Raw genomic sequence first — 25,439 nt, 5'->3', positions numbered from 1 at the left:
GTAATCTAAGGAAGAACGCCATGTCAGGATTTTCCGGCCATGAGGTCATTACAGCTTTGGTTTCAGGGCGTTATGCCGACCCTTTCGCTATCCTGGGAATGCATGCCACCGACGAAGGGTTGGCAGTCCGGGCATTATTGCCCGATGCCAGCGCAGTCACGTTAATTGACGCGAAAAACAATCGCAAAGTCGCGCAATTGGAGTGCGAAGATTCGCGGGGATTTTTCTCGGTTTTACTGACCCGCCGGAAAAAACCGTTCCCCTATCAGTTGGCGGTCACTTGGCATGAGCATACCTACCTTATCGAGGATCCTTACCGTTTCGGTCCGTTGTTACAGGATATCGATAGCTGGTTATTGGCGGAAGGCACGCATTTGCGGCCCTACGAGCGACTGGGCGCCCATCCGGAAGTGCTGGATGGGGTGGCCGGGATGCGGTTCGCCGTCTGGGCGCCCAATGCCCATCGCGTATCGGTGGTCGGTCAATTCAACTTCTGGGACGGCCGGCGTCACCCCATGCGGCAACGTCGGGAAAACGGCATTTGGGAGCTGTTTTTACCGGCCGTCACCGTCGGCCAGCTTTACAAATATGAGATTATCGATTGCCATGGCCAAACCCGCCTCAAAGCGGATCCCTATGCTTTCGAGTCGCAAATGCGGCCGGACACCGCCTCCGTCACTCGCGGCATTCCGGCCACGGTCGAGACCTGTCCCGCCAGAAATGCCGCCAACGGCCGCGAACGCCCCATTGCCATTTACGAAGTTCATTTAGGTTCCTGGCGCCGCCACGTGGAAAATAACTTCTGGCTAAGCTACCTGGAGCTGGCCGGGCAATTGATCGATTATGTCAAATATATGGGTTTTACCCATATCGAATTACTGCCTGTGAACGAGCATCCCTTCGACGGAAGCTGGGGATATCAACCGTTGGGCATCTATGCGCCGACCCGGCGTTTCGGGACGCCCGAAGACTTCAAAGCGTTGATCGACGCCGCCCATCAGGCCGACATCAATATCCTGCTTGATTGGGTACCGGGCCATTTCCCCGGGGATGAATTCGGACTCGCGAGATTTGACGGCACCGCGTTATACGAGCACGCCGATCCTCGCGAAGGCCTGCATCAGGACTGGAATACCCTGATTTACAACTACGGCCGCAACGAAGTGCGTAATTATTTGGCCGGCAACGCCTTATTCTGGCTGGAGCGTTACGGCGTCGACGGCTTGCGCGTCGATGCCGTGGCCTCAATGATCTATCGGGATTACAGCCGGCCGGCCGGGCAATGGGTGCCCAACCAATATGGCGGTAATGAAAATCTCGAGGCCATCGCTTTCCTGCGCTACACCAATCATACCGTCGGCACCCAGCGGGACGGCGCCATCACCGTGGCGGAGGAATCCACCTCGTTCTCCGGCGTGACCGCGCCGCCTGAAACGGGCGGACTGGGGTTCCATTACAAATGGAATATGGGCTGGATGAACGATACGTTGCGCTATATGCAACTGGACCCGGTACATCGCAAATATCACCACCACCAAATGACCTTTAGTATGGTCTATGCCTATAGCGAGAACTTTATCCTGCCGCTGTCTCACGATGAAGTGGTACACGGCAAGCAGTCGATACTTAACCGAATGCCGGGCGATAACTGGCAGAAGTTCGCCAATCTGCGTGCCTATTACGGCTTTATGTGGGGCCATCCCGGGAAAAAACTGCTCTTTATGGGCAATGAGTTCGCCCAATGGAATGAGTGGAACCATGACACCAGCCTGGACTGGCATTTGCTGGACGACCCCAACGGCATGCATGCCGGCGTACAGCGGCTGGTGCGCGATCTGAACCAATGCTACCGGCAGCATCCGCCGCTCTATGAACTGGATTACCGTTATAACGGTTTTGAATGGCTGGTGGCCGACGATAGCGAGAATTCAGTCTACGCCTTTTTGCGCCGCGACGCCCATGGCGGCGAAATGATTGTGGTTAGCAATTTTACGCCGGTGCCGCGTGTGGGCTATCGCATCGGCATACCTTCCCCCGGCCGCTGGCGTGAAGTGCTTAATACCGATTCCCATTATTACAATGGCGGCAATATGGGTAATTCCGGGGAATTGTATAGCGACCCGACCCCCTGCCATCACCGTGAGCATTCTTTGCTACTGACCGCGCCGCCATTGGCGACTATTTATTTGGTCAGGGAGGCGTAATGTCTCGGACATATCTGGTCAGGAGGGCGTGATGTCTCGGACAAAAGCCGGTTCGCCGGCGCCAATCGCGGCCGGCGGCGCCACCGAATCCCAACGACGGACCGGGGCCGCCGCATCGGCTATGGAACCCGGCGCCATAACGCCGGGTGCCGCCGCGCCGCTGGGCGCCAGCTTCGATGGCGGCGGCGTGAATTTCAGCCTCTATTCGGCCCATGCCGACGGGGTGGAGTTGTGCCTGTTTGATGAAAGGGGGCGCGAGCGGCGTCTGTCGTTGCCGGGCCGTACCGGGGATATCCGGCACGGGCGCGTTGCCGGGCTGCGTCCTGGCCAGCGGTATGGCTACCGTGTCCACGGCGCGTTTGATCCGGCTCGGGGCCACCGTTTCAACCCGGCCAAACTGTTGATCGATCCCTGCGCCCGCGCGCTGGACGGTAAAGCGCCTGATCATCCGGCCTTACAGGGCGGGATCGATACGCCGGACACGGCCGATAGCGCGGCGGCGGCGCCCAAATCCGTGGTAGTGGATGAGCGTTACGACTGGGGAAATGATAGGCATCCCGACACGCCCTGGGGTGAAACGGTCATTTATGAAGCCCATGTCCGGGGCTTAACCCAACTGCACCCGGGCATTCCCAAGGCGATGCGCGGGACCTATGCCGGGCTGGCGCACCCGGCGATGATCGATTACCTGCGCGATTTGGGCGTCAGCGCGGTGGAGCTGCTGCCGGTTCAGGCGCATATCGACGAGCCGCGGCTGCAACACCTGGGGCTGAGTAATTATTGGGGATACAACGTGCTGGCCCCTTTTGCGGTGGAGCAGACCTACGCCTCCGGTATCGACGGCCGCGCGGCGCTGGACGAGTTTCGCGATACGGTGGCCGCTTTGCACCGGGCCGGTATCGAAGTGATTCTGGATGTGGTGTTCAATCACAGCGCGGAGCTGGATGTTTACGGACCGACCCTGTCGTTGCGCGGGATCGATAACGCCGTTTATTACTGGCTGGACGAAGGGGGAAATTACCAAAACTGGACCGGCTGCGGCAATACCTTGCGGTTGGCGCATCCCGCGGTGATGGCCTGGGTGGTGGACTGCTTGTGTTTCTGGCGTCAGACCTGCCATGTGGATGGCTTCCGATTTGATTTGGGCGCGGTTTTGGGGCGCACGCCGGCCTTTCAAAATGACGCGCCGCTGTTTGTCGCCATCGACAAAGAGCCGCGTCTGGCGGGTTGCAAGTGGATTGTCGAACCCTGGGATATCGGTCCCGGGGGCTACCAGGTCGGCCGGTTCCCGGCGCCTTTTGGCGAATGGAGCGATCGGTATCGGGACGATATGCGCCGATTCTGGCTGCGCGGGGAGGTGCCGCTGGGGGCGTTCGCCCGCCGTTTCGCGGCGTCCAGCGATCTTTACGCCGCATCGGGCCGGTCGCCGGCGGCGGCAATCAATATGCTGACCGCCCATGACGGTTTCACCTTGCAGGATCTGGTGAGTTTCGAGCGCAAGCATAATCGCGCCAATGGCGAGGAAAACCGCGACGGCGCCGGCGAAAACTACAGTCACAATCACGGCTGCGAAGGTTTGGACGCCGATCCGCCTGTGCGCCGAGCGCGGCGGCGCAGTCAGCGGGCAATGCTGGCGACGCTGCTTTTGTCGCAAGGTACCCCGATGCTGTTGGCCGGGGACGAACAGGGTCGCAGCCAACAGGGCAATAACAACGCCTATTGCCAGGATAACGAATTGACCTGGTTTGATTGGCATAACGGGGATAAAGACCTGGCGCGGTATGTGGCCGCCTTGATCCGCCTGCGTCGACACATACCCGCGTTGGTGGAAAACCGGTGGTGGCGCGAAGGGGATGCGCGCACGGTGGAATGGTTGAATTGCCGGGGACAATCATTGACTACGGCGGAGTGGGAGCGGGGAGAACCCCGATTGCAAATCAGACTTTCGGAAGATTATCTCTTTGTGATCAACGCCACGACAAACGCCTGTGAAATGGCATTACCTGAGGGTGACTGGGTACTGACGGAACCGTTCGCCCACTCGGGGCAACCGGGGGCGGCCGGCCAATTCCAGGCAGAGGCGCGAGCGGTGTATGTGCTGGTAAAACGATAATAAGGAGTCGGCCATGGTTAGGTTTGAAAATAGTAACCCGGTGATGCTGGCCAGACAATTACCGATTCAATCGGTTGCGCTCATCCTGGCGGGCGGGCGGGGTTCCCGCCTCAAGGACCTGACCGCCAAGCGCGCCAAGCCCGCGGTGCATTTTGGCGGGAAATTCCGCATCATTGATTTTGCCTTATCCAATTGCCTCAATTCCGGTATTCGCCGCATCGGCGTCATCACCCAATACCAATCCCACACCCTGGTGCAGCATATCCAGCGCGGCTGGTCCTTTCTCAACGAGGAAATGAACGAGTTCGTCGACCTGCTGCCGGCGCAACAGCGTTTCGCCACCGAGCACTGGTACCGCGGTACGGCGGATGCGGTCTATCAGAACCTGGATATCATTCGCCGTTATCGGGCCAAATATGTCGTCATCTTGGCCGGGGATCATATTTACAAAATGGATTACTCCCGGATGCTGATCGATCATGTGGAAAAAGGCGCCAAATGCACCGTGGCCTGTTTACCCGTCAACCGGCGCGAAGCCCGGGATTTCGGTGTTATGGCGGTAGACGAACAGTACCGCGTGCTGAATTTCGTCGAAAAACCCGCCGACCCGCCGCCGATGCCGGGCAAACCGGATCAGGCCCTGGCCAGCATGGGCATCTACGTGTTTGACGCCGAGTATCTGTTCCAGTTGCTCGAAGAAGACATGTTGATTGAAAACTCCAACCACGACTTCGGCAAAGACATTATCCCGAAAATCACCCTGGCCGGCGAAGCCTGGGCGCACCCCTTCACGCTCTCGTGCGTGTCCAGCGCTGAAGACGCCGCTACGCCGCCCTATTGGCGCGATGTCGGCACGCTGGATGCCTACTGGCGCGCCAACCTCGATCTGGCCTCGGTGACGCCGGAGCTGGATATGTACGACCAACACTGGCCGATCCGCACCCATATGGAGCCGCTGCCGCCGGCAAAATTCGTCCAGGATCGGGCGGGTAATCACGGGGTGGCGCTGAATTCCCTGGTGTCCGGCGGCTGTATACTCTCCGGCGCGCATATTACCCACTCAGTGCTGTTTCCCCGGGTCAGGGTTAACTCGTTTTGCACACTGGATGAGGCAGTGCTGCTGCCGGATGTCAATGTGGGCCGTCACTGCCGGCTCCGGCGCTGTATTATCGATCGCGCCTGTATGATTCCCGAGGGCATGGTAATTGGAGAGAACGCCGAGGAAGACGAACGGCGTTTTTATCGTTCCGAAGAGGGGATTGTACTGGTCACGCGCAAGATGCTGGTGAATCTCAATCAAGAAAGTCCGGAAACCGAGTAAAGCGCGCAGAGGCGTGATGACGGACCGCGCATCTCCGAGAGCCCGGCCGGCTTGTCGACCGGAGCGAACGCATAAAGCCGACGCGGCGGTTTTATAAATGAGAAAGGGTGTGGCTTTTGTTCAGTGAACAGCAATATATCTTGACTACGTCGAGTCGCATCGCGGCGGCAAGCGAATGAACGCAGCCAGCAAAGGCAGCTTGGCGTATGACGGGTATAAGCCTTAATGGGAGCGACGATGCAGGTTTTACATGTATGTTCCGAATTGTTTCCTTTGCTGAAGACCGGCGGCCTGGCCGATGTGGTCGGCGCATTGCCTGCCGCGCAAATCGCGCAAGGCGATGATGTGCGGGTCTTGCTGCCTGCGTTTCCCGACTTGCGAAAAGGTATTCCCGATACCCGCATCATCAATGAATTTGATGCGTTTTATCATCACGTCACCCTGTTGTTCGGCCGGTTCAACGGCGTCGGCATTTATCTCATTGATGTGCCCAGCCTATATGATCGTCCCGGCAGCCCCTATCACGACCAGGATCAGTATGCCTACATGGATAACTATCTGCGGTTCGCGCTGCTGGGCTGGGTGGGAGCCGAAATGGCCACCGGTCTGGATCGGTTCTGGCGGCCGGATATCGTCCAGGCCCATGACTGGCACGCCGGCCTCACCTGCGCCTATCTGGCGGCCAAGGGGCGTCCGGCCAAATCGGTCTTCACCGTACATAACCTGGCCTATCAAGGGTTGTTTTCATCCCGGCACATGTCTGAACTTGGCTTGCCGGATCATTTTTTCAACACCTATGGCCTGGAATTCTACGGCCAGATTTCCTACCTCAAGGCCGGCCTGTTCTTTGCCGATCATGTCACGACCGTTAGCCCCACTTACGCTCGGGAAATCACCCAACCGGTCTACGGCGCCGGCATGGAAGGGCTATTGCAATCGCTGCTTTCGGAAGGCCGCTTGACGGGTATCTTGAACGGTGTTGACGACGCTATCTGGAACCCCACCCACGACCCCATGCTGGCCATGCGCTACAACCGCGATGTGCTGGAGGCCAAGGCGCATAATAAACGCCATTTGCAGACCGCCATGGGACTGACGCTGGACGAAAAGGCGCCGCTGTTCGCGGTGGTCAGCCGACTGACCAGCCAGAAAGGACTGGATCTGGTACTGGAAGTCCTGCCGGATTTATTGGAGCAAGGCGGCCAGTTTGTCCTGCTTGGCGCCGGCGACGCCACGCTGCAACAGGGATTTCTGGCGGCCGCGGCCGAATATCCCAGCCAGGTGGGCGTGCAACTGGGATATCACGAAGCGTTTTCCCACCGGATCATTGGCGGGGCCGACGTTATCATGGTGCCGAGCCGCTTCGAGCCATGCGGCCTAACGCAGCTCTACGGCTTGAAATACGGAACATTGCCACTGGTGCGGCGGACCGGGGGACTGGCGGATACGGTGACCGACAGTTCGCTGGAAAACCTGTCTGACGGCGTCGCCAGCGGTTTTGTGTTTGAAGATGCTACGGCGGCCGCTTTACAGCGGGCAATACGCCGGGCTTTTGTGTTATGGTCAAGACCGGCCTTATGGCGTTATGTCCAGCGTCAGGCGATGGGGCTGGATTTCAGTTGGCATGTCGCTGCGAGGGCTTATCAGTCTTTGTATCAACGCTTGTAGATATCCACTGTTGAGGAATGTAGGTTATGAACTCACCGTTTATGTATGCCTCACCCACCCTCAGCGTTGAAGCGCTGAAGCATTCCATAGCCTATAAGCTCATGTTCACCATTGGCAAGGATCCGTCCATCGCCAATAAACATGAATGGTTGAATGCGACCTTACTGGCGGTGCGGGATCGCATGGTGGAGCGCTGGTTGCGTTCCAATCGCGCCCAATTGTCACAGGATGTGCGCCAGGTCTATTACCTATCAATGGAATTTTTGCTGGGACGGACGCTATCCAATGCGTTGCTGGCCATGGGAATTTACGACGACACCAAGGCGGCCCTCGACGATATGGGCTTCGATCTTGATGATTTGCTCGAGGAAGAAACCGACCCGGGTCTTGGCAACGGCGGTCTGGGCCGGCTGGCGGCCTGCTTTCTGGATTCCATGGCCACGCTGGCGCTACCGGGAGCCGGTTACGGCATCCGTTACGAATACGGCATGTTCAAACAAAACATCGTCAATGGGCAACAGGCGGAATCTCCCGACTACTGGCTGGAATACGGCAATCCCTGGGAATTTCCTCGCCATGCCACCCGCTATAAAGTCCGGTTCGGCGGCCGCGTTCAACAAGAAGGCAACAAAACCCGCTGGGTGGAAACCGAGGAAGTGTTGGCCCGCGCCTACGATCAGATCATCCCTGGTTTCGACACCGACGCCACTAACACGCTGAGATTGTGGAGCGCCCAGGCCAGTAATGAAATCAATTTGGGCAAATTCAACCAGGGCGACTACTTCGCCGCGGTGGAAGATAAAAATTTTTCCGAAAATGTATCGCGGGTGCTCTATCCGGACGATTCCACTTACTCGGGGCGCGAATTGCGCCTGCGCCAGGAATATTTTTTAGTCTCCGCCACCATGCAGGACATCCTCAACCGGCATTGGCTGATGCACAAGACCTTCGACAATCTGGTGGATAAAATTGCCGTACATCTCAACGACACGCACCCGGTATTGTCCATTCCCGAACTCATGCGTCTGCTGATAGACGACCATAAATTCACATGGCTGCAAGCCTGGAATGTGGTAGGCCAGGTATTCTCCTATACCAACCATACGTTGATGAGCGAGGCGCTGGAAACCTGGCCGGTGGATATGTTGGGAAAAATTCTTCCCCGGCACCTGAAAATTATCTTCGAAATCAACGAGCATTTTCTTAATGAGGTACAGAAAAAAATCCCCGATGACCCCGATCTCCTCGCCAGAGTATCGGTTATCGACGAGACCAACGGCCGACGGGTAAGAATGGCCTGGCTGGCGGTTATCGCCAGCCACAAGGTCAACGGGGTTTCGCAATTGCATTCGGATCTGATGGTGCAATCGCTGTTTGCTGATTTCGCCCGGCTATATCCTGACAGATTCTGCAACAAGACCAACGGCGTGACGCCCAGGCGCTGGCTGGCGTTAGCCAACCGTCCATTATCCGGGGTCCTGGATGACAATATCGGCCAGACCTGGCGCACCGATTTAAGCCAACTGGCGGAGATCAAAACGCAAATCGATTTTCCGGCGTTTATTCAAGATATCCAGAAAGCCAAACTTGGCAACAAGCAGGCGCTGGCCATATATCTGGCCCGCGAGCTGAATGTGGTCACTGATCCGACAGCCTTGTTCGATGTGCAGATCAAACGCATCCATGAGTACAAACGGCAACTGCTGAATGTGTTGCATATCATCACCCGCTATAATCGTATCCGGCAGGATCCGGATTTGGATTGGGTGCCCCGGGTGAATATTTTTGCCGGTAAAGCGGCCTCGGCCTATTATATGGCCAAACATATCATACATTTGATCAATGATGTGGCGGCGGTGATTAACAATGATCCCCTGGTGAAAAACCGGCTGAAGGTGGTATTCGTGCCCAACTATGGGGTCAGTCTGGCGCAAATCATCATCCCGGCGGCTGATTTGTCTGAACAGATATCGCTAGCGGGCACAGAGGCCTCCGGCACCAGTAACATGAAATTCGCCCTTAACGGCGCATTGACCATTGGTACGTTGGATGGCGCCAATATTGAAATGGGCGAACGGATGGGCGCCGAAAATATTTTCATTTTCGGCAATACCGCCGAGCAGGTCGAGGCGCTACGGCGCGACGGCTATAATCCTCGCCAGTACTATGAACAGGATACGGAACTCAATCAGGCGCTGACGCAAATCGCCAATGGCACATTTAGCCCCGGCGAGCCCAACCGTTATCGTAATCTATTCGACACGCTGGTGAATTTCGGCGACCATTACCAGTTGCTGGCGGACTATCGCAGTTATGTGGATACCCAGGACCGGGTCGATGCGTTATATCGCAATCCGGATGAGTGGACTCGGCGCGCGGTGATGAATATCGCCAGCATGGGCTATTTTTCCTCGGATCGCACCATACAGGAATATGCCGAGGAGATTTGGCATGTGAAACCGATACGGCTATAGCGCTTTCGGTAAAACGTTCACCACCGTTGGCACAGGCGACTGTCCCAACGGTGGTTTTTGTTTGACCAAGCGGCCGCTATCGGCGAGCGCCGTTTACGATGCCAGCGACAAGGTCCGGCCGGCGCGGTAATGCTGTGCCAGCCAATCCGCGATATGTTCTTTCTGGCCGTCGTCCAGCCACATTCCAAGCTTGGTGCGACGCCAGATCACATCGTCCAGCGCGACGGCCCATTCGTTGGCCACCAGGTAGTTGAGTTCGGCTTCATACAGTTCGTGGCCGAAATGTTCGCCCATATCCGACAGGCCGTTTATCCCGGTAAGCAGTTTCTCGCTGCGCGAGCCGTAGGTCCGGCTGTAACGGCGGGCCAGGCTTTCCGTCAGGAAGGGGTATTTGCGCCGCAGACCAGCGGCATAATCATCCCTATCGCCCCGCAAATCGCCGCCTGGCAACACCTGGTTGCGAGTCCAGGCGCCGCTGGCGTCGGGATAATATTTCGCCAGTTTGTCCAGCGCATGTTCCGCCAGTTTGCGATAAGTGGTCAACTTGCCGCCAAACACCGACAGCAGCGGCGCCTTGCCGTGCTCGTCGGTGACCGCCAGGGTGTAGTCGCGGGTGACCGCCTGGGGCGAGTCGGATTCGTCGTCGCACAGCGGTCGAACGCCGGAATAGCTCCACACGATATCCTCGCGGGAAAGGGATTTTTTAAAATGGGCGTTGAAAACATCCAGCAGGTAGTCGGTTTCACTGTCATCAATATGTACCGACCGCGGATCGCCATGATATTCCACGTCAGTGGTGCCGATGATGGAAAATGCGTCCATCCAGGGGATGACGAAAACAATACGATGGTCTTCGTTTTGCAGAATAAAGGCATGACGGCCGTTATGCACGCGTGGCACCACAATGTGGCTGCCCTTGATAAGCCGGATGCCATATTGCGAAGGCAGCTTCAATCCGTCGTCGATGAAGGCCTTCACCCAGGGACCGGTGGCGTTGGCCAGTCCTTTCGCCTGCCAGGTTAGGGTCTTGCCGGTCAGGGTATCCATGGCTTCCACATGCCACAAACCGCCATCGCGCCAAGCGCGGGTGACTTTGGTGCGGGTCCGCACTTCACCGCCCTTGGCGACAACTTCTTGTGCATTGGCCACCACCAGGCGGGCATCGTCCACCCAGCAGTCGGAATACTCGAAACCGCGCTTGATGGACGGTTTCAACGCCGAATCCGCGCCAAAACGAATACCTTTACTGCCCGGCAGACTGGTCCGCTTACCCAGGTGATCATAAAGAAACAGGCCGAGACGGATCATCCAGGCAGGCCGCAGATGGGGACGGTGAGGCAATTGGAAGCGCATCGGGAAAGCAAGGTGCGGCGCCATTTTCAATAGGACTTCCCTTTCGGCCAGCGCCTCGCTAACCAAACGGAACTCGTAATGTTCGAGATAGCGCAAACCGCCATGGATAAGTTTGGAACTGGCGGACGACGTCGCGCAAGCAAGATCATCGGCCTCCAGCAACAGGACGGACAAACCGCGTCCCGCAGCATCCGCGGCAATCCCGGCTCCGTTGATGCCACCGCCAATCACAATCAAGTCTTTGGTTTCCACGATAGCGTCCTCCAGATGTTCGCAATGATGCCTTTATTTTCGTTTTCGCTCACAATTGTAATCGAAAACCAACATCTATGCCAAGGCATTGTTGAATTTTTGGGCTTAGGCGTGATAGAGGTAACAAATTATTCGCTTTTGACGCGCTAATGACGCCGGCATGTTCCTTTGCTTATGCCGGGGAACTGCGTTGAGCAAAGTCCGGGACAGGGGATCCATTTCCTCAACAAAAGGCGTGGAAAAAGGCTGGACGCCGCAACCGGTCTTGTTACACTGGCAAAGCCCCGGCGGGCGCCTTTTCTTTCACCTCATCATACGGCGGTGCCTCTTTATGGAACAATTTGAAGCAATCAGCGTCGAGCAGGCCTATCAGCGCTGGAAAAAGGGCGAAACGGCGCTGGCGGATATCCGCGACCCGCGTAGTTACGCCGCGGGCCATGCGCCAGGCGCTTTTCATCTTACCAATGACACGCTGGATGCATTCATGCGGCAAACCGATACCGACCGGCCGGTGATGGTGATGTGCTATCACGGCAACAGCAGCAAGGGGGCGGCCCAGTATTTATTGCAACGGGGTTTCTCCGCCGCCTACAGCATCGATGGCGGATTCGAGGCCTGGCTCAAGGCGTTTCCCGACGCGGTGACGGTTTCCCCCGCAGAATAACGTTTTGAGCGCGGTATGGTCGGCGTCGGCCGTTGCGCGGTTTTTTCCCGCCGCTCACCTAAGGCCCGCCTTTGGCGGGTCGGATTTATTGCTGGCGGGTTTGCCGCTCGTTTGCCGCCGCGATGCAACCTGACGTATTTAGAATATGAAGTATTTGAGTTTTAACTTATTTCATTTCACGGTGACTCATTGAGCGATTCGGGACCGTTTGACCCGCGGGAATTTTATTATTATGATATTTACATCAAGCCGGCTGGGGAATGATGTTTATTCTTAAATGCAATTATAACATTTGTTTTTGAAGGATGCAGGATGATCATTCAATACCGACAGTGTTATTGCGCTAACAAAGCACTAGTCTAGTCAAACGGTGAATGTTCCCAGTTGCATTGAGACGACAAGCAATGCAACGAATTCGTTGGGAATAAATTTGAGTCGTCAGGCGACCTCCGGTCGGCGGCTTTCAGTGAGGGGCCGTGTTGTTGATAATAGACAGAATATGCCTCGTTAATGATTTAACCCGGTCATCAAGAGAAATAACGCTGGAATCGATGTCGCATAAGGGTTGTTACATATTGATTGTTACATATTGATTGTTGCGTATTGGTTGTTACATAAACTACAGCATTATTTATGCTGCATTGTTTTGGCGAAGATGCCAATAAAAATATAGCCAATATGTTTACATCGAATAATTTAAATCGCATCGTGACGGAAAACACAACAGTCAAATAAAACAGACCAACGTGCCTTGGCCGGAATACGTATTACTCTAAAATATGTCGCGCTGCATCGCGGCGGCAAGCGAACGGCACGTTCGTCGGGAATGAATTTAAAACGCCAATGGCGGGCTGAGAAACCGGGCGTCTTTTATCGCCCCTGGCGCATGGCCAACACGATGACCGGGGTGAGTGAGCGCAGCCTGTAAAGAAGCAGCGTGAAGTATAACGAGTTTATGGCGCAAGAGGGATACCCGTCATATTTATCCCTTTACCATTTTGCTTATATGCCCAGGGGATTCATGGATGAATACTGTTTTATCCATAGGAAGGTATTGTTTTTTATGGGCGTCGTTCGTCGGTGTCATCGCCATTCCCGACGTCCGCGCCAGCACGGCGGACAGCCAGCAGCGCCATTGGCGGGAGCAGCAAGAGGCCCGTGAACGGCGGTTGACGCCCGCTATGCCGGATGTTCACCTTTCCAAGCCGAGAAACAAGGGCGCATTGTCGTTTCCCGAAGAAACGCCGTGCCGGCGCATAAATCATATCGTCCTGGAAGGCGCCGACGCCTTTCCCCGCTGGCTGCGGTTGGATGACCTGTTAAGCCAGGCGCGCGGACGATGCCTGGGCGTGCGGGGTATCGACAAGCTGATGGGCGCGTTGCAAAACCGCTTGATTGATCATGGCTGGATAACCACCCGAGTGCTGGCGCCGGACCAGGACCTGCGCGAGGGGCGCCTGCGGCTGCTCATCTTGCCCGGCAGAGTCGCCGCCGTGCAATTGAACGGCGACGGCGCGGGCCGCGCCGCCTTGTTCAACAGCCTGCCGATCGGGCCTGGCGATGTGCTGGATTTGCGGGATATCGAACAAGGGCTGGAGAACCTGCAACGGCTGCCATCGTCCGAGGCCAGCGTGGAACTGGTGCCCGGCGAGCGACCCGGCGAGAGTATTATCTTCATCAATCGCACACAACCGCGCCGCTGGCGCCTGGGTACCTGGTTAGATGACAGCGGCACCCGCGCTTCCGGGCGTTATCACGCCGGCATCATGCTGGCCCTGGATAATCCTTTTTCCCTAAGCGATCTGTTTTATGTGACGCTCGGCCGCGATACAGGCTTTGCGGGGATGAAATATTACAAAGCCGCCGGTTTTCACTATTCGCTGCCCTGGGGCTACTGGTTGTTCAGCGTCAACGGCAATCGTTATGGCTATGGTCAAAATACCGGCAGGCCCGTCAACGCGGTTTACCCGTCTCATCGCTACCAGAACGAGGTGGGCAACCTTTCCCTCCAGGCGAAGCGGGTGATACACCGCGGCGCCGCCCATAAAACCGCTTTGTCCTACGATATCATGACGCACACCGCCCGAATTCGTTTCAATGGCGCGCGGTTAAGTAGCCCGCCGCGGCAAATCAGCGCCTGGCGCGCCGGACTGGCCCACCGCCGCCATATCGGCCGGGCCACGCTGGACACCGATGTCAGCTATCAGCAGGGCACCCGCTGGTTCGGCGCCCGGCCAAATAGCTTGAAACCCGTTGGGCAATGCCCCGTCCTGGGTAAAGCCACCCGCTGGTCCGCTTCGCTTAACGCGCCGTTTACCCTCGGCCAGGCGCGTTTTCGCTATCAGGCGCATTACCGCCACCAATTGAGCCACAACCGGCTGATGCCTTCGGAACAATTCGCCATCGGCAACCGCTGGACGGTACGCGGCTTTGACGGCGAGCGCACCCTCAGCGCCGATGACGGCTGGATGATACGTAATGACATCGCCTGGCGTACGCCGGTACCGGATCAGGAGTGGTATCTGGCCGTCGATTACGGCGAGATGCATGGCGCGCTTGGGGAAAGAACCACTGGCCGCCGTCTGGCGGGCGGCGCCAGTGGTTTGCGCGGCGCCTGGTCGGCCGCTGGGGTCAAGTATGACTTATTCGCCGGCGCGCCTTTTTCAAAACCGGACGGCTTGCGAACCGATGCCATGATCTTGGGTTTCAACCTTGCCTGGCAGCATTAGCGCCTATTCCATGAGGACTATTCACTTGCCTTTTTGGTTCCGGGTCGCGCCCGGCATCCTCACGTATCCCGTGTACATGCCGATTTCCGCGCTGTCCGTGTCCAAACTGGCTGCGCCAGTGATAACGCCTACTGGGATAGGCTATTGATCCGCCAGGGCGGCGATATCCCGGCGCCGGGGTGTGGCGCGAGAACGGTAAGGACACCTGAGTGCTATGAATAAACATCGCTATCGCGTCATTTTCAATAACGCGCGCGGCATGCCAATGGCGGTCTCCGATATCGCCGGCGCCGGCCGACGAGTCGGCCCAATAAGAGGGACGCCGGAACCCTTGTCGGCGGCGGGTCCGAAATGGCGCCTTACCGCGCTGCGTTTTGCCCTGCTGCTGGCCGGCGGCGTCGCTTTTCGCGCCCATGCCGGTTTTGACGCCGACCCCGCTGCGCCGGGCGACCATCAGCCAGCGATAACCCACACCGCCAACGGTATCGCGCAAATCGATATCCAGGCCCACAACGAACACGGCCTTTCCCATAACACCTACCGGCAATTTGACGTGGAGCCGGCCGGGGTGATTCTAAATAACAGCGTCCAGGCCGCATCAACCCAACTGGCCGGCTATGTGGACGGCAATCCCTGGCTGGCGGGGAGCGGCGAGGCCAGCATGATCCTCAACGAGGTCAATTCTCCCCACGCCAGCCACCTTGATGGCTGGATTGAAGTGGCCGGCCGCGGCGCGGAAGTCATTATCGCCAATCCCGCCGGCATCTCTTGCGACGGCTGCGGCTTCATCAATGCCCACAATGCCACGCTGGCCGCCGGCCAGGCTCTCGTGCAAGACGGCCGGCTAAGTGGGTTTGATGTGGAACGGGGCGAAATTATCTTTGCGGGCGCCGCCAATCTCAATAGTGATCATGCCACATTGATCGCCCGCGCGGTGCGGGTCAACGCCGATGTCCATGCCCGGCGCCTGACCATCGTCACCGGACGCAATATCACCGATCGGCATGGCGCCATCCTGGAGAAAAAACCAGACGACGGCGCATCGCCCGAGTACGCCCTGGATGTGGCGGCGCTGGGCGGCATGTACGCCCACAAAATACACATGAAAGGCAACGAGCACGGGCTTGGGGTACGCAATGCCGGGCGTATCGGCGCCATGGCCGGGGAACTGACCTTGACCGCTGAAGGCCGCCTGGAGAATCTCGGCGACATGTTAAGCCTTGCCAAGATGGAACTGACGGTCGATGGGGAGATGCGAAATACCGGCCGGATGGCGTCCCATGACAATATGCATTTGACCGTCAAAGGCGAACACGGGAGATTACTCAACGACGGCCATGTGGCGGCCAAAGGCGATATCTTGGCGGCGGCGGCCGGCGTGCGCAGCGGCGGTCAAAGCCGCTGGCAGGCCGGCCTGGATGGCCGGCGGCGCGGCGTCAGAAGCAGCGCCTTGCGAATGGCGGCCCACGGCGACATCCGCCTGCAAGGGGAAAACGACGCCGGCGGGGAGATTTCACTAAGCGGCGCAACGCTGGATTTATCCGGCGGGCGGACCACGTCGCCCGTGCTGGTCCTGGACGCTGGCGGCGCGCTCAGCCTGCGCGGCGCCCAGGTTTGCGCCGACCGGCTGATTGTCCATGCGCCGGCCGGGGTGGATAACGACGAAGGGCGTCTGAGCGCCGGCGCTATGACGATAAAGACTTCGCGGCTGAGCAACCGGCGCGGCTCGCTACGGCAGACCGGCACAGGGCCGCTGGCCTTGCGGGTTCATGACGCCCTCGACCGGCATGATGCAACGGCATCTTGCGTTGAGCGCAATCACCGCCGGCGGCCCGCGCCCTCGCAAGGCGTAATCGATAATACCGGCGGCGTGATTGATAGCGGGGCCGCGCTGGACATCAACACCGGCCGGATGGTGAATAACGACGGCAGGATGCAGGCCAGGGGCGACATTGTCGCTATGACCTACCATATCGACAACTCGGACGGCCAGATGCTTACGGATGGCGACGGCAAGGTTATCGCCGTCTGCCTGGATAATCGCGCAGGCCTATTGCAAGCCGGCGGGCGCGTCGACTGCCATGCGCCGGCCGTGAACAATGCCGGCGGACGGATAATCGGCGCCGGCGACGTGGCCTTAAACAGCACCCGGCATCTCAATAACGCCGGGGGCCTGATTGACGCCAGCGGCCCTTTGCGCGTGAGCGCCGGCATCGTGGACAATTCCGGGGGCCGGATCCTGGCCGCCGGCCAAACCGTCGTCGACACACGGCTGTTGCATAATCCCCAGGGCAAAATACATGTCCAGGGGAGCGATTTTCATTGTCAAAGCGGCGCGCTGGACAATCGTGGCGGTGATATCCAAACCGTCGGCCACGCGCAATGGCTGTTTCGTCGCAAGGCAGGCGCGTCGGCCGATGACGCCCTGGCTGAGTTTAACGGGTCTTCCCCCGAGGCCGGGCACGTCGACAATACCTCGGGCCTGATCCACATTGGTGGCCATTTGGCATTGGATGCCGGCGAGTTGGCCAATCGCCAAGGCCGCATTATTGCTGCCGGCGATCGCGCCGAATTGATCCTGACTGGTCTGACGGGGGAAGGACAAGTGATTTCGCTGGGCCGCCTGGCCGTTACGCTGCGCGGGGCGCTCCACCACACCGGCGAAATGCGGGCCAAGGACGGGCTTACGTTGTCCGCCACCGGTCCACTGACTAACATGGGTCTGCTGTCGGCCGGCCAGGCGCTGGCACTTTCCGCTCACGCCCTGGATAATGACGCGGGCGCGCGCATACGGGCCGGCGAATGGCGCGCCGCGCTGCCGGGGGCCTTGCGCAATTGCGGTCAAATCCGGGCCGACGCCGTGCGGATCGTCGCGCAATCCCTGGAAAATGCCGGGACGGCGACGCTACAGACGGATGCAACGCAACTGACCTTGTCCGGGGAGCTTGTTAATCAGGGTCATCTGTCGTTGGGTAATACCCGCCTCGACGCCGCCGCGTGGGCCAACGCCGCCGGAGCGGAAATTCACACGGCGCGGCTGCGCGTCCGCCTGCCCGGCGCCTTTTGCAATAACGGGACGCTGCATGCCCACGACGGCCAAATTGAAGCCGCATCGCTGGCCAACGCCGCCGGAGCGCGCTTTCAAGCCCGAACCCTGCAAGTCGCCCTGTCGGGGAGTTTCGACAATCAGGGCGCGCTGCGCCTGGGCGAAGCCGACGTCAATGCCGCGACATTCCACAACGCGCCGGCGGCGGCGCTGGAAGCGGAAACGTTGCGCCTGTCCCTGGATGGTCCACTGGAAAATCACGGCACGCTGCGCCTGACGCTGCGCGGCCAATTACACAATCGCGGGCTTATTGATGCCGATCAGGGCCGGCTGGAAGCCGCGACCTTGTTGAATACCGCCACCGGCCGCCTATATGGCGATCACCTTGCCTTGCGGGCCGACAGGTTGGATAACCATGCTCAAGAGGGTTGCGCGCCGGTGATTGCCGCCCGCCAGCGGCTGGACATCGGCGCCGGCCGTCTCGACAATCGCGACGGCGGTCTTATTGCCAGCGAAGGACATCTGGCGTTGGGCGGCGGCCTGGACGCGCAGGGACACGCCGTCGGCCGCGTCGGCGGCGTGAACAACCATGACGCGGTCATTGACGCCGGCGGCGATTTGGTCATTGACGCCGATGACATCGCCAACACCAACGGCGGCCTGACCTTGACGAAAACCACCCGGCACGAGCGACGCCACGAGGGGGTGCTTAACGGACAAACCACCCGCTATGCCTGGCGTGACATCAATACCCGCAGGAAAGACAAATACGGCGTCCGCGACGCCATCATGCCCGATGGCAGCGCCAGCCAGAAATTTTATGAATACCGCTACACCCGCCTGATTACCGAAGATGCTATCGACAAAAGCCGTCCGGGCCGAATCCTGGCCGGCGGAACGATGACATTGAACGCCAGGCGCTTGCTCAACCATGATAGCCAGATTGTCGCCGGCGGCGAACTGCTCGGTCACATCGGCGACTTGCGCAACGAAACCACCCAGGGTCAACGAGTGATCAAGGATCGCGGCTATCAATGGCACTGGTACGATAAAAAAAAGAAAAATAGGTTAGGCAAAACCAAAACCTCACAAGGGAAAGACCGTACTGTTTATCGGCCCCTCCCCGTAAGCGAGACCCTGTCGCTGCAGACTATGGTCTGGCGACATAACGCCGGGGATGAAAATCAAACCGCCGCCGCGACGTCGCGCGTTCCGTTCGGCCGGCGCGCAAAGCCGGCCCCATCCTCCCTTGCGCCACTCCAGCCGCCCGCGACGGAAGAACAGCGCAAACAGTGGCGGCAACTGCCGCTGGCGCTGTGGGCCGGCCAGGTTTACGCACATCCCATCCCCGCGATGGACATTCCCGGCCATGCCTGGACATCGAGGGTAAAGACAATGGCCATAGAGACCGCGCCGCCCCACAGCAGTCTGTTCAAGCTGCATCCCAGGCCGGCCATTGGCTATCTGGTGGAAACCTGCCCGCGTTACACCCGTTATAAGCAGTGGATCGGGCTGGATTATATGCAGGATAAATTGCCTTTCACGCCGTCGGTGGCGCATAAACGCCTCGGCGACGGTTACTATGAGCAGCGTCTGGTGCGCGAGCAGATGATGCAGCTCACCGGCCGGCATTTGCTCGAAGGCCACCGCAACGAATCCGATCAGTTCAAGGCACTGATGAATGCCGGTCTGCGACATGCCGAGGCGTTTCATCTGACGCCTGGGGTGATGCTCAGCCCCCACCAGATGGCGTTGCTGACCAGCGACATGGTGTGGCTGGTCAACCGGGAGGTGGCGCTGCCTGACGGCGGCACCCAGCAGGTCCTGGTACCGCAGCTGTATGTTCGCGCCCGGGACGGAGACCTTACCGGCGACGGGGCATTGTTGTCCGGCCGGGATATCCGGCTGACGGTGGACGGTCAACTGGCCAACAGCGGCGCGGCAAAGGCCGAGGGGCAACTGGTTTTGGGCGCCGGGGCCATAACATCCAGCGGGTCCTTGGCCGCCAGGGAGATACGCCTGTCCGCCCAGCGGGATATCAAGCAGACTGGCGGCGCCATCGCCGCTGAAGATAACATAACGCTCACCGCCGGCCGGGATATCCGCGTGCAATCCACGGTGCGGGGCGATGGCGAAAATCAGTGGCGCGATCGGAACGCGGGCATTTATGTGCATAACAAAGACGGCGAGCTATCTTTGGCCGCTCTCAATGATATCGACTTGACCGCCGTCACTATCGCCAATGGCGGCGGGCAAAGCCGCACCGTCCTGGCGGCGGGTCGGGACATCAATCTGGGCACACTGTCTACCGTTAAACGGGAAAAAGCTTACTGGGACGCTGACAATTACCGTTTATCCGACCAACAGCGCGAAGAGGGCAGCCATATCGGCGGCGGAGTCGTCGCTTTGTCGGCCGGCCGGGATATCAACGCCCGTGCGGCGGCCATCGAGTCCGAGGGGCATCTGGACCTGCAAGCGGGCCGAAATATCGCCTTATCGGCAGGTCGAACCGAAAGCCATGTTATCGAACACGGCAAGCAGACCAGCCGCGGTTGGGTATCCGCCATTTCCTTGGAAACCCATGACGAAGTCCATGCTTATCAGGCTCAGGGGCCGCTGCTTGGCGGCGATACATTGCGCCTGTCCGCCGGACGTGACCTGATGGCGGAGGGGGGCGCCATTGCCGGCGTTGGCGATATCGAACTGACGGCCGGCAACCGGCTGACCCTTACCACGGCGCTGGAACGTCATCACGTGTCCCATTCCCGGCAGGAAAAAAACTCGGGATTAATGGGCAGCGGCGGCATAGGGGCTTCGCTGGGCAAGGAAAGCCTGAAGACCGACGATCAACTCACACTCCAGCAGCATCGCGGCACCCTGGCCGGGAGCGAGCAGGGCAGTGTCCGGCTGCGGGCCGGCGACACGCTCGTCGTCCATGGCAGCGATGTGGTCGCCGGGGGAGAAATTGCCTTGAGCGGCGCCGAGGTGTCGCTCAGCGCAGCGGAAAACAGCGTTATCGAACAGCATGCAAGGGAGTATAAACGCAGTGGCTTGACCTTGAAGTTCTCTGATGTGTTAGGCAACGCCGTCAAAAATTCAGTGAAAAATCTCCAGCAAACAGGGAAAACCGATAACGGCCGTTTGTCCGGTTTGTATCGCGTCAAAGACGCTTATCAAGGGGCCAAAGCGGAGGCGGCCAGGTCGCTGGCCACCTGGCAAAGCGTAGCGCCGCACAACAATCCCATACCGGGTATGAGCCTAACCTATGACAGCCAAAAGAGCCGCACCCTTCAGCATCATGAGCGCTATCAGGCCCAGGGCAGTACGCTAGCCGGCGGCGGTAACATCGCCATCACCGCCACCGGCCGGCAAAACGGCCATATCAGCCTGCATGGCGCCAATGTGCGGACCGATCGGGACATGACTTTGCAGGCGGTACGGGATATCCGCTTATTCTCGGCGCTGAATCGCGAAATCATCAAAAATGGCGCCGCCAGCGTTACCGGCAAGAATCTGATGTCATTCAGCGCCGAGCAATCTTGTGACGAAGTGTACAGTACCCGCGCAATGGGTTCCCGGCTTACCGGTGATTCAATAAGATTATCGGCCGGACGGGACATCCTGGCGAAGGGTGGCGTTATCGCCGGAACGCAGGACGTCCTCCTTTCCGCCGGGAGGCAACTGACGTTAACCGCCGTGGAGGAAATCCATCGGGAGAGTCATTCCCGCCAAGCGCAGAAATCAGGACTGATGGACAGTGGCGTTATCGATATCTCTCTTGGTAATGAGAGCCAGCAACGTGACGACAGTCTTTACGTCCGACGCCATGCAGGCGTTATGGCGGGCAGCGAACGGGGCTTAACCCGCCTGGAGGCCGGCGATCGGATTAATATTGCCGGCAGTGACATTGTAGCCGGCGGCGATCTTCATGTCATTGGCGCGGAGATCGATGTTTCATCCGTGGAAAACCACATCGTCGAGAAGCAGGAATCCGCATATAAACGCAGCGGCTTAACGCTGGCGCTTTCCGGTACGGTGGGCGGCGCGATAAATAACCTGGCGCAAAATATCCAACAGGCCGAAAGCGACGATAACCCACGGCTGGCGACTTTACAACGTATCAAGGCCGTGCTGAGCGGCGTGCAGGCCGTGGGAGCGGGGGCGTTGTCGGCGGCGCAGGGCGACTCACCGCAAAACACCAACGCCATCGGGGCCAGTCTGTCCCTGGGCAGCCAGAGCTCACATGCGGATCAACGGTGCGAACAATATCAGTCCCAGGGCAGCACGCTTTCCAGCGGCGGCAACCTCACCATGGCCGCCGCCGGCGGGCGGAATGGCGCGGGAGATATCGCGATACAGGCCGGGGAATTGCGGGCCGGCGGCGATATCCGCCTTAATGCCCGACGGGATATACAGCTCATTTCCGCCCTGAACCGGGAAAAACTTGAAGGGAGCAACAGTAGCCGGAGCGGGGTAGTGGGTGTCGGCATCGGTGTGGGTCAGGGCGGTTTTGGTTTCAGCATCTTTGCCGGCATTAACAAAGGCGAGGGCGGCGAGTTGGGCGAAGGCGCCTTTCATGCCGATAGCCTGCTGACGGCGGGGAGGCAGGTGGCGCTCACCAGCGGCCGCGATGCGCTGTTGGCCGGCGCGCAGGTCAGCGGCGAGACGGTTACGGCCGATATCGGCCGTAACCTGCTGATGCAAAGTCGACAAGACAGTGATGACTATGATGCCAAACAGCTGAATATCAGCGCCAGTGGCCAATTCACTTTTGGCTCGATGACCGGTTCGGGCAGTGTTAGCGTCAACCGGTCCAGGCAAAATAGCCGTTACAGCGCCGTGCGCGAGCAGACCGGCCTGTTCGCCGGCCGGGGCGGCGTGGATGTGCAAGTGGCCGGCCATACTCAGTTGGACGGGGCGGCCATCGCCAGTAACGCGATGGCGAAGAGAAACCGGCTTAAAACCGGTACGCTGGGGTTTATCGATATTTGCAACCAGACACGATACCATGTTGAGCAGCAAAGCGTCGGCATGAGTAGCGGTGGGCCGGTGGGCGAGCAGTTCATGGGCAATCTGACCGGTGGGCTGCTGGCGGGCGTCAACCGTTCGGGCGGCAGAAGCAATATGACCCAGGCGGTGTTCAGCCCCGGCGATCTGCTTATCAGCCAGCCCCAGGACCCGCGGCAGTCCATTGCCGGATTGAGCCGCGACGTGGCGCGCGCCCATAAGACCTTGGATCCGCTGTTCGATAAAACGCAGGAGCGGCAGCGGTTGCAGCAAGTGTCGCTGGTGGCGGAGATAGGCGCGCAAGTTATTGATATCGCCAGCACGGCGGCGGCTGTCAGCGCGACCAAGAGCGCCCATCAGGTGGCGGCCAACGCGGGGGAGCGGGAGCGTACGGCAGCGCGTGAAACGTTGCGGCGGGAGAAGGGGCTAAACGAAACGCCAACGAATGCGGACATTCAGCAGCGAATTTGGGATAACGCGTATAATCAGGCTTATGCGGCCACGGGAATGGGCGTAGGCGGTAGCCATGCCCGGGCCTTGACGGCGTTGAACGGTTTTGCGCAGGGGCTGGCGGGAGGCAATATCGGGCAGGCCTTGGCGGGAGCGGCGTCGCCATACGTGGCGTAAGGGATAAAGGCACTCAGCGGGGAGCGGGAAGGATGGCGTTTGGGCGGGCACGCGGCGGCGGGGGCACTGCTGGCGAAGATGCAGGGATATAGCGCGCTATCGGGAGGCGTGGGAGCGTTGGGCGGGGAGTTAACGGCCAAGGCGCTGACGTCCGCCCTCCATCCTGGAATGGAGGGAAGCGCGCTGCCGGAGGGACAAAAGCAGCGGATCAGCGCGTTGAGCACACTGGCGGCGGGATTGTCCGGAGCAGTGGTGGGCCAGGGCGCAGGAGATGCGCTGGCGGGTGCGCAAGCAGGGAAGAATGCGGTGGAGAATAACTTCCTGAGCCCGGAATCCATGCCCAAAGGGTTGGCCGACCTGGGTAGCTCGGTCACCTCCTACGCCAAGTATGCCCAAGATAACAACCTGTCGCCAGAACAGGTGCAGGCGGATCTGACCCGGATGGTCAAAGGCGACCTACCCGAAGGCGCGGATATCGTTAAAGCGATACTGTCAAATACGCCGGTATCTGATACGGTAATGGCGGTGCTGACGGCAGAAGAAGCCAAGGATTATGCACTGGCGCTGTTATCGACTGTCCCGGCGGAAAGGGCGCTGACAGTCGTTGGTAAAACGGCAACGGCCTTCACGAATAAGCAGATCGTTAGGGCGGCGGAAAAGATCTCGACGGCGAAGCCGGGCAAGCAGTTTACTCAGCCACGGGATCTGAATGAGCAAATTTTGTGGAATCAGGTGAAAGAAAGTCCGGCTGATGGTAAAAAATTCTCTGAAATGGGCTTCAATTTAAATAGTGATCCTCGTTTCCCTCAATCTTCTGGATTTGAGAAAATGACAGCCTCACATAAATTGCCAAACGGTTCTAATATCGAAATCCATTATCAGCACAACTCTATTACTGGTAAAGCCTATGACATGAAAATTGTTACTCCCCAGCGAACCACGTCTAATCCGTCTGATGTGATTGAATCAATTAAGGATAACATCAGATGAAGATTAAAGATGAATGGGGAAATGTTGTTCATATTTTTGGTATGTATTGGGTTTTATCTGTCGATAAAACTTGTACAGAGACAATGTTACTGGGTATGCCAAAAGGTAATGGTGGATTGGGCACTTACAGGATCACAGGTAAACTTGCTGAAAAAGTTGAGTTTATCGACCCATCTATACCTGAAGGCTTTATATATTATTACTCAGGGATTTACCATAAAGCACTCATTGAAGAAAATTTGTTAGATGATCTTCGGGAGTATGACGAAGCCGCTTATCAAAAGTTCCTTGAGATCCTTAAAACTGAAGGTCTTATAGATCCTGATTTTTATTAGATTATTCCCCCGGCTAATCACGCCGGGGTTGTTAAATATTAACAGTAACATCCCGGCCTTCTAAGCCGGGATGTTATCTAACAGACCAGCCTATTAACCCGCTTCCGGCAATATCACCAATCGCCCCGGCTCCACCATCACCCGTACCGGCTGGCCGGTATCAAATCCGGCTTCGCCCAGCCCATCCCCCTTAAGGTACAAACCGAGGTGACGACTGTAATAGCTGGTTAGTAAGCGTGTGCCCAGCGCCGTCTGTTTCCAAACGAAACCGTTAGATATCCTTGGTGTCCATCTGTATCAGACGGACATCTATCATGGAAACTTTTCAGACCAAGACAGACTGGCGTTCAGCACCTCGCCAGGTCTACTCTCCAGAACTGAAGCTAAAACTGGTTCAGCTTGCACTGCAGCCAGGCGTATCCGTTGCCGAGGTCGCTCGCCGCCACAACGTGAATAACAATATCCTGTTCAAATGGATACGCCTGTTCCAGAGCGAAGGACGGGTTACCCGCCGTCAGCCCAAAGCCGACCACACCCCGGCCGCCCCCACGCTTTTACCTGTCCATATCACCGAAAATACCGGTATGCCTGCTGCCCCGCAGAGACCTCCACTGGAGCCCTTCTGTTCCTGTGAAATCACATTCTCCCGAGGACGG

13 protein-coding genes are annotated in these 25,439 nt (G+C 58.4%); 11 read left to right on the top strand and 2 right to left on the bottom strand.

The window, feature by feature from the left end:
- The first annotated feature begins 20 nt into the window (after nt 1-20).
- From glgB to glgP, 5 genes are all read left to right on the top strand, one after another.
- Nucleotides 21-2,204 (top strand): 1,4-alpha-glucan branching protein GlgB, encoded by a 2,184-nt coding sequence (gene glgB / locus FCN80_RS18895; protein WP_136991737.1) that lies wholly within the window; start codon nt 21-23, stop codon nt 2,202-2,204.
- 31 nt (nt 2,205-2,235) lie between these two features.
- Entirely contained in the window at nt 2,236-4,317 is a 2,082-nt protein-coding gene (glgX, locus tag FCN80_RS18890; RefSeq protein ID WP_230492785.1) for a glycogen debranching protein GlgX, read from the top strand.
- Between the two features lie 13 nt (nt 4,318-4,330).
- Entirely contained in the window at nt 4,331-5,638 is a 1,308-nt protein-coding gene (glgC, locus tag FCN80_RS18885) for a glucose-1-phosphate adenylyltransferase (RefSeq protein ID WP_136991735.1), read from the top strand.
- 237 nt (nt 5,639-5,875) lie between these two features.
- Entirely contained in the window at nt 5,876-7,306 is a 1,431-nt protein-coding gene (gene glgA / locus FCN80_RS18880; protein ID WP_136991733.1) for a glycogen synthase GlgA, read from the top strand.
- Between the two features lie 26 nt (nt 7,307-7,332).
- Nucleotides 7,333-9,780 (top strand): glycogen phosphorylase, encoded by a 2,448-nt coding sequence (gene glgP, locus FCN80_RS18875; RefSeq protein ID WP_136991731.1) that lies wholly within the window; start codon nt 7,333-7,335, stop codon nt 9,778-9,780.
- 93 nt (nt 9,781-9,873) lie between these two features.
- Here the strand turns inward: glgP and glpD are convergent, their stop codons facing one another.
- Nucleotides 9,874-11,388 carry a glycerol-3-phosphate dehydrogenase gene (glpD, locus tag FCN80_RS18870; protein ID WP_373880349.1) on the bottom strand — a complete coding sequence of 505 codons (1,515 nt, stop codon included), beginning with the start codon at nt 11,386-11,388 and terminating at the stop codon, nt 9,874-9,876.
- Nucleotides 11,389-11,716: 328 nt separating this feature from the next.
- On the opposite strand from glpD, the gene glpE reads away from it, so the two are divergent.
- The 5 genes from glpE to FCN80_RS18845 all read left to right on the top strand — a co-directional run bounded on the left by glpE (nt 11,717) and on the right by FCN80_RS18845 (nt 24,783).
- Nucleotides 11,717-12,049 carry a thiosulfate sulfurtransferase GlpE gene (gene glpE / locus FCN80_RS18865; protein WP_136991728.1) on the top strand — a complete coding sequence of 111 codons (333 nt, stop codon included), beginning with the start codon at nt 11,717-11,719 and terminating at the stop codon, nt 12,047-12,049.
- A 1,025-nt stretch (nt 12,050-13,074) separates the two neighbouring features.
- A complete protein-coding gene (locus tag FCN80_RS18860) occupies nt 13,075-14,778 on the top strand; it encodes a ShlB/FhaC/HecB family hemolysin secretion/activation protein (protein WP_136991726.1) in 1,704 nt (567 codons plus the stop codon).
- A gap of 214 nt (nt 14,779-14,992) precedes the next feature.
- Nucleotides 14,993-23,458 (top strand): hemagglutinin repeat-containing protein, encoded by an 8,466-nt coding sequence (locus FCN80_RS18855; protein WP_136991725.1) that lies wholly within the window; start codon nt 14,993-14,995, stop codon nt 23,456-23,458.
- A 39-nt stretch (nt 23,459-23,497) separates the two neighbouring features.
- Nucleotides 23,498-24,448 carry a VENN motif pre-toxin domain-containing protein gene (locus tag FCN80_RS18850; RefSeq protein ID WP_136991723.1) on the top strand — a complete coding sequence of 317 codons (951 nt, stop codon included), beginning with the start codon at nt 23,498-23,500 and terminating at the stop codon, nt 24,446-24,448.
- Complete coding sequence (locus FCN80_RS18845; protein WP_136991721.1) at nt 24,445-24,783, top strand: hypothetical protein; 339 nt, start codon at nt 24,445-24,447, stop codon at nt 24,781-24,783. Before FCN80_RS18850 ends, FCN80_RS18845 begins: the two co-directional genes overlap by 4 nt.
- Nucleotides 24,784-24,876: 93 nt before the next feature.
- Here the strand turns inward: FCN80_RS18845 and FCN80_RS27465 are convergent, their stop codons facing one another.
- On the bottom strand, nt 24,877-25,029 hold the full coding sequence (locus FCN80_RS27465) for a SymE family type I addiction module toxin (RefSeq protein WP_373880348.1): 153 nt from the start codon (nt 25,027-25,029) through the stop codon (nt 24,877-24,879).
- Nucleotides 25,030-25,097: 68 nt separating this feature from the next.
- Here FCN80_RS27465 and tnpA point away from each other — a divergent pair.
- The coding region (tnpA, locus tag FCN80_RS18835) for an IS66-like element accessory protein TnpA (RefSeq protein WP_136991719.1) at nt 25,098-25,439 on the top strand (342 nt) is incomplete at its 3' end.

It is taken from the genome of Martelella alba (assembly GCF_005217455.1).
In the GTDB taxonomy this organism is placed as follows: domain Bacteria; phylum Pseudomonadota; class Gammaproteobacteria; order Enterobacterales; family Enterobacteriaceae; genus Acerihabitans.
Note: the sequence above shows the minus strand (reverse complement) of the source record. Positions and strands in the feature narration are given on the sequence as shown.

Excerpts from the sequence above, each read along its gene's own strand:
- glgB (WP_136991737.1), top strand. The coding sequence starts at position 21 with ATGTCAGGATTTTCCGGCCATGAGGTCATTACAGCTTTGGTTTCAGGG.
- glgX (WP_230492785.1), top strand. The coding sequence starts at position 2,236 with ATGTCTCGGACAAAAGCCGGTTCGCCGGCGCCAATCGCGGCCGGCGGC.
- glgC (WP_136991735.1), top strand. The coding sequence starts at position 4,331 with ATGGTTAGGTTTGAAAATAGTAACCCGGTGATGCTGGCCAGACAATTA.
- glgA (WP_136991733.1), top strand. The coding sequence starts at position 5,876 with ATGCAGGTTTTACATGTATGTTCCGAATTGTTTCCTTTGCTGAAGACC.
- glgP (WP_136991731.1), top strand. The coding sequence starts at position 7,333 with ATGAACTCACCGTTTATGTATGCCTCACCCACCCTCAGCGTTGAAGCG.
- glpE (WP_136991728.1), top strand. The coding sequence starts at position 11,717 with ATGGAACAATTTGAAGCAATCAGCGTCGAGCAGGCCTATCAGCGCTGG.
- FCN80_RS18860 (WP_136991726.1), top strand. The coding sequence starts at position 13,075 with ATGAATACTGTTTTATCCATAGGAAGGTATTGTTTTTTATGGGCGTCG.
- FCN80_RS18855 (WP_136991725.1), top strand. The coding sequence starts at position 14,993 with ATGAATAAACATCGCTATCGCGTCATTTTCAATAACGCGCGCGGCATG.
- FCN80_RS18845 (WP_136991721.1), top strand. The coding sequence starts at position 24,445 with ATGAAGATTAAAGATGAATGGGGAAATGTTGTTCATATTTTTGGTATG.